The organism is Yoonia sp. (assembly GCF_046292185.1).
Classification (GTDB): Bacteria; Pseudomonadota; Alphaproteobacteria; order Rhodobacterales; family Rhodobacteraceae; genus Yoonia.
Genome location: NZ_JBKBQY010000034.1, coordinates 1 through 12726 on the forward strand (window position 1 = coordinate 1; position 12726 = coordinate 12726).

10 protein-coding genes and 1 tRNA gene are annotated in these 12726 nt (G+C 61.6%); 5 read left to right on the forward strand and 6 right to left on the reverse strand.

Annotated features, from left to right (window positions below):
- The coding region (locus ACK4TM_RS08240) for an ATP-binding cassette domain-containing protein (RefSeq protein ID WP_409699525.1) at positions 1-973 on the forward strand (973 nt) is incomplete at its 5' end.
- Between the two features lie 74 nt (positions 974-1047).
- On the opposite strand, the gene ACK4TM_RS08245 is transcribed toward ACK4TM_RS08240, so the two are convergent.
- Together ACK4TM_RS08245 and ACK4TM_RS08250 are read right to left on the reverse strand one after the other, a co-directional pair.
- Positions 1048-1133 (reverse strand) — tRNA-Leu (locus tag ACK4TM_RS08245).
- A gap of 71 nt (positions 1134-1204) precedes the next feature.
- A complete protein-coding gene (locus ACK4TM_RS08250) occupies positions 1205-1696 on the reverse strand; it encodes an Lrp/AsnC family transcriptional regulator (protein WP_409699528.1) in 492 nt (163 codons plus the stop codon).
- Positions 1697-1800: 104 nt separating this feature from the next.
- On the opposite strand from ACK4TM_RS08250, the gene putA reads away from it, so the two are divergent.
- Both putA and ACK4TM_RS08260 read left to right on the forward strand, forming a co-directional pair.
- Complete coding sequence (gene putA / locus ACK4TM_RS08255) at positions 1801-5274, forward strand: bifunctional proline dehydrogenase/L-glutamate gamma-semialdehyde dehydrogenase PutA (protein WP_409699531.1); 3474 nt, start codon at positions 1801-1803, stop codon at positions 5272-5274.
- A 34-nt stretch (positions 5275-5308) separates the two neighbouring features.
- Positions 5309-6043: a rhomboid family intramembrane serine protease gene (locus ACK4TM_RS08260; protein WP_409699595.1), complete on the forward strand. Its 735-nt coding sequence runs from the start codon at positions 5309-5311 to the stop codon at positions 6041-6043.
- Positions 6044-6089: 46 nt separating this feature from the next.
- Here the strand turns inward: ACK4TM_RS08260 and ACK4TM_RS08265 are convergent, their stop codons facing one another.
- Both ACK4TM_RS08265 and ACK4TM_RS08270 read right to left on the reverse strand, forming a co-directional pair.
- A complete protein-coding gene (locus ACK4TM_RS08265; RefSeq protein ID WP_409699533.1) occupies positions 6090-6878 on the reverse strand; it encodes an inositol monophosphatase family protein in 789 nt (262 codons plus the stop codon).
- A 65-nt stretch (positions 6879-6943) separates the two neighbouring features.
- The gene (locus ACK4TM_RS08270) at positions 6944-7849 is read right to left on the reverse strand and encodes a LysR family transcriptional regulator (protein WP_409699536.1); all 906 of its coding nucleotides are present in this window, start codon (positions 7847-7849) and stop codon (positions 6944-6946) included.
- A 91-nt stretch (positions 7850-7940) separates the two neighbouring features.
- Between ACK4TM_RS08270 and metF the strand changes: the two genes are divergently transcribed.
- Together metF and ACK4TM_RS08280 are read left to right on the forward strand one after the other, a co-directional pair.
- On the forward strand, positions 7941-8807 hold the full coding sequence (gene metF, locus ACK4TM_RS08275) for a methylenetetrahydrofolate reductase [NAD(P)H] (protein ID WP_409699539.1): 867 nt from the start codon (positions 7941-7943) through the stop codon (positions 8805-8807).
- A gap of 37 nt (positions 8808-8844) precedes the next feature.
- Positions 8845-9330 carry a PaaI family thioesterase gene (locus ACK4TM_RS08280; protein WP_409699542.1) on the forward strand — a complete coding sequence of 162 codons (486 nt, stop codon included), beginning with the start codon at positions 8845-8847 and terminating at the stop codon, positions 9328-9330.
- Between the two features lie 6 nt (positions 9331-9336).
- Here ACK4TM_RS08280 and ACK4TM_RS08285 read toward each other — a convergent pair whose 3' ends face one another.
- Positions 9337-10353: a DUF2235 domain-containing protein gene (locus ACK4TM_RS08285; protein WP_409699545.1), complete on the reverse strand. Its 1017-nt coding sequence runs from the start codon at positions 10351-10353 to the stop codon at positions 9337-9339.
- A complete protein-coding gene (locus ACK4TM_RS08290; RefSeq protein WP_409699548.1) occupies positions 10340-12625 on the reverse strand; it encodes a xanthine dehydrogenase family protein molybdopterin-binding subunit in 2286 nt (761 codons plus the stop codon). The genes ACK4TM_RS08285 and ACK4TM_RS08290 overlap by 14 nt, the downstream gene beginning before the upstream one ends.
- Positions 12626-12726: the final 101 nt, after the last annotated feature.

Sequence of the window (12726 nt, forward strand, 5' to 3'; positions counted from 1 at the left end):
AATTGCCGCCGCGCGTGCGGGCGGTGCGCCTATCGTGATTGCGGATGAGCCGACCAAAGGGCTGGACGCCGCGCGGCGCGACGATGTGGCCGCCCTCCTGCTGACCGCATTGGGACAAGGCGGTGGGTTGATGGTCATTACCCATGATCTCGTGCTGGCGCGCAAGATTGGGGGACGGCTGATCGTGCTGCGGAAAGGCAAAGTGGTTGAAACCGGCACCACGGCAGAGGTATTTGCCGCCCCCAAAGATGCGTATACCCGCGATCTGATCGCCGCCGACCCCGAAAACTGGCCGGTTCGCGTCCCCCGCGACGCGAAAGGCAAGCCGGTCCTGCTGGCGGAGGATGTAAGCCTGTCGCGCGGCGGGCAGGTGTTGATGCAAGGGGTGAACCTTGCGCTGTCGCCGGGGCGCATTCTTGGCATTACCGGGCCATCGGGTTGCGGCAAATCCAGTCTGGGCGATGTGCTGCTGGGGCTTTTGAAGCCTGACACCGGCCATGTCATCCGCGCGACAGGGCTGGCATCTACGGCAATGCAAAAGCTGTATCAGGACCCAGTCGCCGCATTTCCGCGCGAACGCGGCCTGGGGCAGACGCTGGCTGATGTCGCACGCCTCCATCACGCGCCGGCAGCGCAGATCGAAACGCTGATGGCCCGGCTGCGGCTTGATCCGGTGCTGTTGACGCGCCGCCCGGATGCGGTGTCCGGTGGCGAGTTACAGCGCCTTGCATTGTTGCGCGCGATGCTGGCGCGCCCGCGCTTTTTGTTCGCGGACGAGCCGACATCGCGGCTTGACCCGATCACCCAGCGTGAAGTGATCGCGCTGATTGCCGAACTGACACGATCAGAGGGGCTGGCGGTTGCACTGGTCAGTCACGACAAGACATTGATCGAACGGGTTGCCGATGACGTTCAGACGATCCCGCCATTCGGTGCAACCCAAGCCAAGACAGGCGTGGAACGGGTCGCCTGAGCAAGGCCACCCATATGCCTGAAAAGCGGTCGTGACGACGGCCGCTTTTCGCGTTCTGAGAAATCTGCAACACGTGGTGCCCGCGGCCGGACTCGAACCGGCACGGCCTTGCGGCCAAGAGATTTTAAGTCTCCGATGTCTACCATTCCACCACGCGGGCACGTGAGTGCGAGAGCACGGCCATTCCTAAGCGCGCGCGCCTGCAACGGCAAGCAGGTTCATGGACTCTGCTTAAGGTTCCGGTGCAGGGGCAATGGGTGACATCCCCTCTTCCTTGACGGCCTGCATGGCCACATAGGTCGATGTATTGGCGACATGCGGCAACGTCGATATCTTCTCGGCCAGGACGGCGCGATAGCCGGTCATGCCCGCTGTGCGCACCTTGAGCAGATAATCAAAAGCGCCGGCGATCAGGTGGCATTGTTCCACCTCGGGGACACGCAGCACCGCAGTATTGAACGCGGCCAGTGCCTTTTCGCGGGTATCTGACAGGCGGACCTCGACAAAGGCGACATGATCACGGTCCAGCCGGATCGGGTCGTAAAGCGCGCGATAGCCACGGATCACGCCGGTCTCTTCCAACCGTCGCAGGCGGGCCTGCGTGGGGGATTTTGACAAACCGATCCTGCGCGCCAGATCGGTGATGCTGATCCGCCCTTCGACCGCGAGCACGTCAAGGATTTTCCGATCAAATTTATCCAGTTCACCGTTCTTTTCGATCATGAAAGACGCGCCTTTCGGTCATTATATCCTGTCGTTATTGCAATAGCAGTCAAATGGCCTGCCAGCAATCGGCTATAATGCCCCATCTGGAAAAGGAATCTGCCATGCCCCGCGATACCCCCCTGCCATTGCGTGACGCCATTGATGCAGCAATCTACCGCGATGAACGCGACGCCGTCACTGCGCTGATCGCGACTGCCGCTCTGTCGGACGCCGACCGCGCCCGGATATCCGCCCGGGCGGCTGAACTTGTGACCCAGATCCGCGCAAGCGCCGATCCCGGCCTGATGGAGGTTTTCCTCGCCGAATACGGCCTGTCCACTGAAGAAGGCATTGCATTGATGTGTCTGGCTGAGGCGCTGCTGCGCGTTCCCGACGCCGAAACCATGGATGACCTGATCGAAGACAAGATCGCGCCATCCGACTGGGGCAAGCATCTGGGGCATTCGGCATCGTCATTGGTCAACGCCTCGACCTGGGCGCTGATGCTGACGGGCCGTGTGCTGGATGATGAAAAGCCGGGGATCACGCGGCATCTGCGTTCCGCCGTGAAACGCCTAGGTGAACCGGTGATCCGTACCGCCGTGGGCCGCGCGATGCGCGAAATGGGCCGACAATTCGTGCTGGGCGAAACCATCGAAAAGGCGATGAAGCGCGCCACCGGTATGCAGGCCAAAGGCTTTACCTACAGCTATGACATGCTGGGCGAGGCAGCGCGCACCGCAGCGGACGCCGACCATTACCAGCAATCCTACGCCAGTGCGATCGAATCGATTGCGCAGCATTGCGCGCATGGCTCGGTCGCAGAAAATCCCGGCATTTCGGTCAAACTTTCGGCGCTGCACCCACGATACGAGGTCGCGCAGGAAACCCGCGTGATGGCAGAACTGGTCCCGCGCCTGCGCGAACTGGCGCTGTTGGCCAAAGCCGCTGGCATGGGCTTCAACATCGACGCGGAAGAGGCGGATCGCCTGAGCCTGTCACTTGACGTGATCCACGCGGTATTGGCCGATCCCGCGCTGGCGGGTTGGGGCGGTTTCGGTGTGGTGGTGCAGGCTTACGGCCAGCGCGCGTCGCTGGTGATCGACCAACTGTATCATATGGCAACCGACCTGGACCGCAATATCATGGTGCGTCTGGTCAAAGGCGCCTATTGGGACAGCGAGATCAAACGTGCGCAAGTGCAGGGCATCGACGGCTTTCCCGTTTTCACGGCCAAACAGCACACAGATATCAGCTATATCAGCAATGTTCGCAAATTGCTGGGCATGACTGACCGGATCTATCCGCAATTCGCCACGCATAATGCCCATACCGTTGCTGCCGTGCTGGATCTCGCCGATCAGATGGGCAGCGGCAATGACACTTTTGAATTTCAGCGTCTGCATGGCATGGGCGAAACCCTGCACACCATCGTACTGCAGGCACAAAAGACCCGCTGCCGGATTTATGCTCCCGTCGGCGCGCATGAGGATCTGTTGGCGTATCTCGTCCGCCGTCTTTTGGAAAACGGGGCCAATTCCAGTTTCGTCAACCAGATCGTGGACAAAAGCGTGCCCGCCTCTGTGGTTGCCGCCTGTCCGTTTGACCACCTGGGGCAAGGCCCCGACCTGCCAAAGGGTCCCGCACTTTACGCCCCAGAACGGGTCAATTCCAAAGGCTGGGACCTGACGCACCACCCCACGCTGAATGCCATCGACGAAGCCCGCACGCCCTTGCACGACACGATATTCGTCGCAGGCCCCCTGACATCGTCAGAGCCGGACTATCCCGGCGGGCGGCAAGGCGATACCGCACCGCTGATCAATCCTGCGCGTCCTGATGATGTTGTTGGCCACGTTACAGCCGCCACGAAAGACGATGTCGCGGACGCGCTCAGCACTGCGGCGATCTGGGACGTGCCCCACACCACCCGCGCGACCGTGCTGAACAAAGCCGCCGATGCGCTGGAATCCGACGCCAACGCGCTTTTCGCCATCCTCGCGCGTGAAGCGGGCAAGACCCTGCCCGACGCTGTCGCCGAATTGCGCGAAGCTATTGATTTCCTGCGCTTCTATGCCACGCAAGCGACACCCGATATGAAAGCGCGCGGCGTCTGGACCTGTATCAGCCCGTGGAATTTCCCGCTGGCGATCTTTCTGGGGCAGATTTCCGCTGCCCTTGCCGCAGGCAATGCCGTGCTGGCGAAACCTGCCGAACAGACCCCGCTGATCGCCTTCCGCGCCGTGCAACACCTGCATGATGCAGGCGTGCCAGTCAGCGCGCTGCAATTCCTGCCCGGCGGGGGCGATATCGGGGCCGCCCTGACCGCCGATGCCAGCGTCAATGGCGTGGCCTTCACCGGATCGACCGCGACCGCATTGAAAATCCGCGCCAGTATGGCGCAACATTGCGTGCCCGGCACGCCGCTGATCGCCGAAACCGGCGGGCTGAACGCGATGATCGTGGACAGCACCGCCCTGCCGGAACATGCGGTGCGCGATATCATCAACAGCGCGTTCCGTTCCGCTGGCCAGCGCTGTTCGGCGCTTCGCTGTCTTTATGTGCAGGAAGACATCGCCGACAAGCTTTTGACGATGCTCAAGGGCGCGATGGATGAATTGTTTGTCGGCGACCCATGGGACCTGTCCACCGATCTTGGACCGGTGATCGATGCTGCGGCCCGTCAGGGTATCGCAGATCACATCGACCAAGCGCAGCGCGACGGGCGCATCCTGCACCAGATCAATACCCCGACAACGGGTCATTTCATCCCTCCCACCATGATCAGGGTCAACGGGATCGCCGACATGACACGCGAAATCTTCGGCCCCGTACTGCATGTCGCGACTTTCAAAGCACGCAACCTGCACCAGGTGATCGATGATATCAACGCCACCGGCTATGGTCTGACTTTCGGGTTGCATACCCGCATCGATGACCGTGTCCAGACGGTGATCGAGCGGATCAAGGCCGGCAACATCTATGTCAACCGCGACCAGATCGGCGCCATCGTCGGTAGCCAGCCCTTTGGTGGCGAAGGTCTGTCCGGCACCGGCCCCAAGGCGGGCGGCCCGCATTACCTGCCCCGCTTTGCCGCCGCTGCGACGACCGGCGCGGATGGCAGTTGGGACAGGTCCACCGATCCGGCTGATCTGCAAATGCGGCTGGCAGGTGCCGAAATGCCTGCCGCGCCTGCGCCCAATGACCTGCCCGGCCCAACCGGTGAATCGAACCGCCACGGACTGCATGCGCGCGGTCCGGTCCTGTGCATGGGGCCCGGACCCAAAGCGGCCGCAGAACAGATCGCCGCGATCACAGCCCTTGGCGGTGTCGGCATCAGCGCAGAGGGGGATTTGTCGCCCGAGGCACTGACAACGCTGACCCCCTTGGCGGGCGTGATCTGGTGGGGCGATGACGGGACCGGGCGCGAGATCGAAACCGCGCTGGCCAAACGCGACGGCCCCATCATCGCGCTGATCACGGCACAGCCGGATCTGGCCCATGCCTGCCACGAACGACACGTCTGCATCGACACGACAGCAGCAGGCGGGAATGCCGCATTGCTGGCAGAGGTAGGGGGCATCGCCACCACTTGACCATCCCAGCAAAGGCAGGAAAGGTCGCGGCATGATGCTGCCCATCCGCGACCACAACCCATCCGAGGCGACGCCCTTCGTCACGTTGGCCCTGATCGGGGTCAATATCGTTGTTTATCTGTGGGGTCTGGCTGTCCTGCAAACCGATCTGCAGGTCGGCCAGTTCTATGTCGACTATGCGCTGATCCCCGTGCTGCTGTCCGAAGGGCAGAACGCCAGCGCATTGGTCACATCGATCTTTCTACATGGCGGTTTCCTGCACCTGGCAGGCAACATGCTGTTTCTATGGATTTTCGGCGACAATATGGAAGAAGAGATGGGCCATCTTCCCTTTCTCGCCTTCTATCTGATCTGCGGCATCGGCGCGAGCCTGGCGCAATGTATCGGCGATCCCTATTCGCAAGTACCGATGGTCGGAGCGTCCGGTGCCATTGCGGGCGTCATGGGCGGCTATCTGCTGCTGTTCCCCAAGGCCCGCGTCGACATCTTCGTGTTTTTCGTCATCTTCTTCCGCATCCTGCCGATCCCGGCCTGGATCCTGCTTGGGCTGTGGTTCGCGATACAGGTGTTCGGCGGTTTGGCGGCCGATACCTCTGCCGGCGGCGTCGCGTATTGGGCCCATGCAGGCGGGTTCGTGCTGGGGCTTGCACTGACCATCCCGCTGTGGCTGCGGCGCGGGGCGCGCGATTTCTGGCAGCGCACTGACGGGCATCCGCCCCACCCCGAGGCTGTCTATCGCCGCAGTTCTGTGCCGATCGTGCGGCGCTAGGCTTTTTCTCTGAACATACGTGACTTTTCCCGGATGAAATCCGGGATCAGGCTTTGCGGATCACTTTAGCAAACGTGGAAAAGATCGCCTCATTCGCGCAGATGACATCGCCCGATCCGACGATATCCGCGTCAGGCGTCAGCGGTTCCACGATGCCGCCAGCTTCGCGCACGATCACCAGACCGGCGGCCATGTCCCAGGCTTTCAGGTTCCGTTCCCAGAACCCTTCATACCGGCCTGCCGCCACGTAAGCGAGGTCGAGTGCCGCCGCCCCGAACCGGCGCACCCCGGCGCAGGTGGGCAAAATCCGCGCAAGGTCTTGCAGGGTTTCGGGCAGATCGGCACGTCCGGCAAAGGGCAAGCCGGTGGCGAAAATGCTCTCGATCATCTTGTGACGACCAGAAACGCGCAGGCGGCTTTCGTTGAGCCAGGCACCGCCGCCTTTTTCGGCATAGAACATTTCGTCCTTCACGGGGTCATAGATCACACCGGCGACGATCTGGCCTTTGTGTTCCAGCGCAATCGACACAGCCCAATGCGGCAGGCCGTGCAGGAAATTCGTGGTGCCGTCCAGCGGATCGACGATCCAGCGGCGTGTCGGGTCCTCGCCCGCGATCTCGCGGTCTTCTTCGCCCAGAAAACCGTAGGACGGGCGCGCATGCAGCAGATCCTCACGGATCATCGCCTCGGCCGCCTTGTCGGCGCGGGTGACGAAATCGCCGGGGCCCTTGGTGCTGACCTGCAATTGTTCGACCTCGCCAAAGTCTTTCAGCAGGGCGCGCCCCGCCTTGCGGGCGGTTTTCATCATCACGTTCAGGTTTGCGCTGCCAGCCATCTGTCTTGCCTTTGGTTCGGGATCAAGGGCTGCCTATAGGGGTCAATGCGCATAAGGGCAAGGCATCAGCCGCGTTGCAATTTCACCGCTTCCTGCCGCGCCAGCCGGATCAGATGCGCCATATAGGGCTTGGCTGTGTCGTCGCTACGGGTCGCGGCATAAAGCCTGCGGGTGATCCCTGCCTTGGTCAAAGGCCGTGTTACATAATCCGAATTATAGCGCACCTGCCGGACCACCCAATCGGGCAACACCGCAACACCGCGGTTCGACGCGACCAAAAGCAGGATTACCGCTGTCAGTTCCACCTGCCGGACAGAGGCTGGTTCAACCTTGGCCGGGGTCAGCAATTGCGAAAAGATATCCAACCGGGCGCGATCGACCGGATAGGTGATCAGGATCTGGCCGCGAAAATCCTCGGCCTCGATGACCTCCTTGGCGGCAAGTGGGTGCTGCGCGGCGGCAACGAAGACAGGTTCGTAATCGAACAACGGGGTGAAATCCGTCTCTGGCAGGTCTTCGGGGTCGGACGACACGACCAGATCGACGTCTTCCTTGCGCAACGCAGGCAGCGCATCAAAGGCCAGACCGGGGCGGATATCGACATCGACCTCGGGCCAGGCCTTGCGGAATTGTTCCAGCACCGGGAACAGCCATTCAAAACAGGCGTGGCATTCGATGGCGATATGAAGGCGCCCCGCCTTGCCCGACACAAGGCCGGTGAATTCCGCCTCTAACGCGGCGACCTGCGGCAGGATGGTTTCCGCCGCCGCCAGCATTTTCATCCCTGCCGCCGACAGCCGCAGGGGTTTGGACCGGCGCACGAAAAGCTCGACCCCGGCCTGATCCTCAATCCCCTTGATCTGGTGCGACAGGGCCGATTGCGTCATGTTCAGCATATCCGCCGCACGCGCCAAGCCGCCTGTGTCGTGGATCGCCTTGATCGTGCGCAGATGCCGGAATTCGATATGCATGTGAATGTCCTTCATGATCTTAGTGAAGGTTATGAATTTGCCTCAACTGTGTAAACATGACAAATATGGATGGTAAGCAAGAGGTATCATCATGTCCACGCCATCCGTTTCGTTTGAATTCTTCCCGCCCAAATCGCTCGAAGGGTCATTCCGGCTATGGGATTGCGTCAACACGCTGGCCCCTCTGGCACCCACCTTCGTGTCCGTGACGTATGGCGCGGGCGGCACCACCCGCAAGCTGACGCATGAGGCGGTCAGCACGATCCACAAGACCAGCGGGCTGAATGTCGCAGCCCACCTGACCTGTGTGGATGCGACACGGGCCGAAACACTGGAAATCGCGCAAAGCTATGCCGAGGCGGGCGTGCGTGAGATTGTCGCACTGCGCGGCGATGCGCCGAAAGGGCAAGAGAAGTTTACCGCGCATCCGGATGGCTTCGCCAGCTCGGTGGAATTGATCGAGGCTTTGGCTGACACAGGTCAATTCATCATCCGCGTCGGCGCCTATCCTGAAAAGCACCCCGAAGCGGCGGATCAGGCGGCAGATATCGCGTTCCTGAAGCGCAAGATCGATGCCGGTGCAACGTCTGCCATCACGCAGTTCTTTTTTGAGGCGGACACGTTTTTCCGGTTCCGCGATGCCTGTGCCAAGGCCGGAATCACGGCACCGATCATTCCCGGCATCCTGCCGATTGAAAACTGGAACGGGACCCAGAAATTTGCCGCTCAATGCGGCACACATATCCCGCAGGTGATCCACGATGCCTTTGCCAACGCGACCCGCGACGGCACGACCGATCTGCTCGCCACGGCGCTGGCGACGGAATTGTGCGATGATCTGCTGCGTGGCGGAGTTGACAACCTGCATTTCTACACGCTCAACCGGCCAGAGCTGACGCGCGACGTCTGTCATGCGCTGGGGATTGCCCCCAAGGCCCGGTTGCAAAACGTGGCATAAACCGGCAGCTTCGGGCAAATTGCCCGAAGGTTCACCGATGTTCATTGCCCAATCCCCTGCCGATATCCCCGATCTGGCCACGATGCTGTCGCTGTCCGGGCTTGACTTCATGTTGGCGATGCAACGGGGCGAGATTTCTCGCCCGCCCATATCCGGCATCATGAACTATCACCTGCATCACGTCGAAAAGGGCCGCGTGACCTTTCGCGGGACACCGGAATTCGTGCATACCAATCCGATGGGCGGAGTGCATGGCGGCTGGTACGGCACGTTGCTTGACAGTTGCATGGCCTGCGCGGTGATGACGCTGGTGCCAAGAGGGTCAGTTTATACGACATTAGAATATAAAGTGAACCTGACCCGCGCGATCCCGGTGGGGATGGAAATTCTCTCGACTGGCTACTCTGATCATGCGGGCCGCAGCACCGGCGTGGCCCATGGCGAAATTCGGGGCGTCGCGGATGGCAAGCTATATGCCACCGGATCAACCACCTGTCTGATCATGCAACCACCGCAGCCGTGACCGACGCTAGGGCTGTTGCGCGATACTGTCGTGCAGCCGTTCGGACGGATCGCGCCCGATCACCCGCCTGCGCCGTGCGATGAACAGCCGCGCCCAGCCGTGCCAATTGCCGATGGATGGCGCGTTCACGTCCTGCGGGAACTGCGCATGCCACCCCGCTGGCAGGGGCAAGCCGCAGGATTCCAGCCGTTCCAGCATCCAGACCAACGGGATATTGGCCAAGGGCCGCGCTGCCGGAAAGGCGCGCACCTGGCCGCCGACATCGGCGTGGTTGCCCTTGAACCACACCTGTTCAACATGGCCCTGCCAGCCCGGCGGGCAGGACCAGAGCACCGGCGCATAGGCGCGGCGCCGTTCATCGCGCGCCAGCGCGTGAAAGCCGTGGCGTACATGCGGCGCAAGTTCCGTGTTGTGATAGGCATGCTGATCCTCGCCCCAGCGCCAGATGAAGGGCAGGCGCAAGCCCAGCGCCTTGACCGTGTCCCAGACGGCGACGGCCTCTACCTCGACCGTATCATGGCAATGCATGCGTCGGAAATCAGCGGCATATTTGCTCCGCGCGCCAAGCCGGTAATGCCGGTAGGCCTGCGTGATGTTCCGCTCTGTCGCGTGGTCGGGGCGTACCAGCCCGATCATCCCGATCACGCCTGACAATGACCGCACGGCGAAAGCGCCGCGGGAATAGCCGATCAGCACGATCTTGTCGCCTGGACGATAGCGGGACGCGATCACACCATAGGCACGGCGGATTGTCCGGCTGATCCCGCGCCCGGTGACCACATCAATGGTGCTGGACCAGTCGCGCCATTGAATCCCTGCTTCGTAATAGACGGTCATATTTTGACTGACCTCGCGCAGCAGCTTGAAGGTCAGGCCCGCGTTGGTTTCCAACCCCGGTTCCAGCGATGACATCTTGCCATCCATGATGATGACATGGATCGCCGGGCCGCGGTGGCGGACCTTGGCCTCCTCCGTGCGCGGCTTGCGCCCGAAAAGGCCGAAAAGCCAATCACGCAGCTGCATCGTCGCCTTGTGCCGCCTGAATTGCCTGCCAGACGCGGTGCGGGGTGAAAGGCATGTCGATCTGCATCACACCCGCATCCTCAAGCGCTGCCAGCACCGCATTGCTGATCGCGGCCAGCGCGCCGACTGTCCCGGCCTCGCCGCAGCCTTTCATGCCCATCGGGTTATTGATCGACGGGGTCGGTTCAGAGGCAAAGCCGATCATCGGCAGATCATCCGCGCGTGGCATGGCGTAATCCATGAAGCTGGCGGACAATAATTGCCCGTCTTCGTCAAACACCGCGCGTTCGGTCAACGCCTGCCCGATGCCTTGGGCAACGCCGCCATGCACTTGCCCTTCGGCCAGCATCGGATTGATAAGATTACCGAAATCATCGACCACCGTGTAGCGGTCCACGATGACAATGCCGGTCGCAGGGTCAATTTCCACCTCGGCCACATGCGCGCCATTGGGAAAGCTGCGGTTGTCCAGTTCGATTGTCGCGGTATGGCGGAGCAACTCATCGCGCCCCGCCGCGCGCGCCATGTCGGCGACGTCGAGCATCGTGGGTGTCAGGTTCGACCCGTTGATCCGGAAACGTTCATCGTCAAAACTGATCTGTCCCGCATCCACACCTTCCTGATCCGCCAGAAACGCGGTAAAGGCGTCGCGGATCAATTCCACCGCCGCCAGGGTCGCGGTGTTCTGCACTGTGACAGACCGCGATCCGCCCGTGCCGCCGCCCTTGGGGATCAGGTCGCTGTCGCCCTGCACCACGAAAACCTTCTCCGCGGGGATACCGGTGTGATCGGCCAGAAACTGCGCATAAACCGTTTCATGTCCCTGCCCGTTCGATTGCGTGCCGACATAGATCAAAACGCCGTCAGGGGTAAATTCCACAGCCGTGGTTTCATCCGGATCACCCAGAATGCTTTCGATGTAATAACACAATCCCTGCCCACGCAATTTGCCCTGCAGCAGCGACGCGGCCTTGCGGGCGGCAAAGCCGTCACGGTCTGCATTCTGCCCGGCCCTGTCCAGCACGCGCGCGAAATTCCCCACGTCATAAGTGACACCTGTCACCGTTCTATAGGGAAAGTGTTGAGATTTGATGAAGTTCCGCGCACGAAGGTCCCAAGGATCAACGCCAAGGCTGCGCGCCGCGGCATCCATGCTCCGTTCCAGCACAAAGATCGCCTCTGGCCGCCCGGCCCCGCGATAGGCATCGACCGGCGTGGTGTTGGTATAAATCCCGCGGGTGCGCATATGCGCGGTCTGCACGTCATAGGTGCCCATCATGACCTTGGCGAAAAGCTCCGTCTGGATCCCTTGCCCGAACTGCGAGTTATACGCGCCCATATTGGCAATCGTATCAAGCAGATAGCCGGTGATCCGATAGTTAGCGTCAAAGGCAAGTGTCGCCATGGTCGTCAGGTCGCGGCCCGCATTGTCGGTCAGCATCGCTTCGGTCCGTTCCGATATCCAGCGGACGGGGCGGTTCAGCACGCGGGCGGCATGGGCAACGCAAAATGGTTCAGGATAGCGCATCGCCTTCATCCCGAAACCACCGCCCACATCGGGGGTGGTGACGCGCACATCGGATTGAGAGAGCCCGAAATGATGCATCAGATCACGCTTGGTATTCCACACGCCCTGCCCGTTTACCGCGACATGCAGGCGGCCATGGGTGATTTCGGCAAAGCAGCCGCGGGGTTCCATAGCATTGACGATGACGCGGTTGTCGAACACTTGGGTCGTGACGACATGGGCGGCCTTGGCGATGGCCTCGTGGGTGGCATCGGCATCGCCCAGCGCCCAGTCAAAGGCCAGATTGTCGGGCGCTTCGGGATGGATCGCGTCACCGCCGATTTCAAGCGTTACATGCACGGGCAGGTCGTCGATATCCAGCACGACAGCCTCTGCCGCGTCCCTGGCGTGGATCAGGCTGTCGGCGACGATCATCGCGACAGGTTCGCCGACATGACGGACGCGGTCCTGTGCGAGGATCGGGCGGACCGGGGCGGCGGCGTTCGGCAGCACCTTGCCCGCTAGCCCAATCCTGACGCCGGCTGTGACCAGATCATCGGCAGTGACGATCAGCGCGACCCCGGGCATGGCGCGGGCCTCCTCTAGATCGAGCGCGGTAATTTTACCATGTGCCACACCAGCACGCACAAAGAACGCATGCAGCGCGCCGTCCGGTGCGACATCATCGACATAGCGGCCCGTGCCGGTCAGAAAGCGCAGATCCTCGACCCGTGTCACCGACTGGCTTTTACCGAACTTTTCCATGCTGACCCCTGTTGCTGTCTTGAGCAGAGCCTAGCGGGCAAGGCGTCTTTGTCCATCCCTGCGGCTGAACAAAGCCTTTCCCTTGCGCGCCACGCTTGGTA

Coding starts and splice junctions, on each gene's coding strand:
- ACK4TM_RS08250 (WP_409699528.1), bottom strand. CDS start 1,696: ATGATCGAAAAGAACGGTGAACTGGATAAATTTGATCGGAAAATCCTT.
- putA (WP_409699531.1), top strand. CDS start 1,801: ATGCCCCGCGATACCCCCCTGCCATTGCGTGACGCCATTGATGCAGCA.
- ACK4TM_RS08260 (WP_409699595.1), top strand. CDS start 5,309: ATGCTGCCCATCCGCGACCACAACCCATCCGAGGCGACGCCCTTCGTC.
- ACK4TM_RS08265 (WP_409699533.1), bottom strand. CDS start 6,878: ATGGCTGGCAGCGCAAACCTGAACGTGATGATGAAAACCGCCCGCAAG.
- ACK4TM_RS08270 (WP_409699536.1), bottom strand. CDS start 7,849: ATGCATATCGAATTCCGGCATCTGCGCACGATCAAGGCGATCCACGAC.
- metF (WP_409699539.1), top strand. CDS start 7,941: ATGTCCACGCCATCCGTTTCGTTTGAATTCTTCCCGCCCAAATCGCTC.
- ACK4TM_RS08280 (WP_409699542.1), top strand. CDS start 8,845: ATGTTCATTGCCCAATCCCCTGCCGATATCCCCGATCTGGCCACGATG.
- ACK4TM_RS08285 (WP_409699545.1), bottom strand. CDS start 10,353: ATGCAGCTGCGTGATTGGCTTTTCGGCCTTTTCGGGCGCAAGCCGCGC.
- ACK4TM_RS08290 (WP_409699548.1), bottom strand. CDS start 12,625: ATGGAAAAGTTCGGTAAAAGCCAGTCGGTGACACGGGTCGAGGATCTG.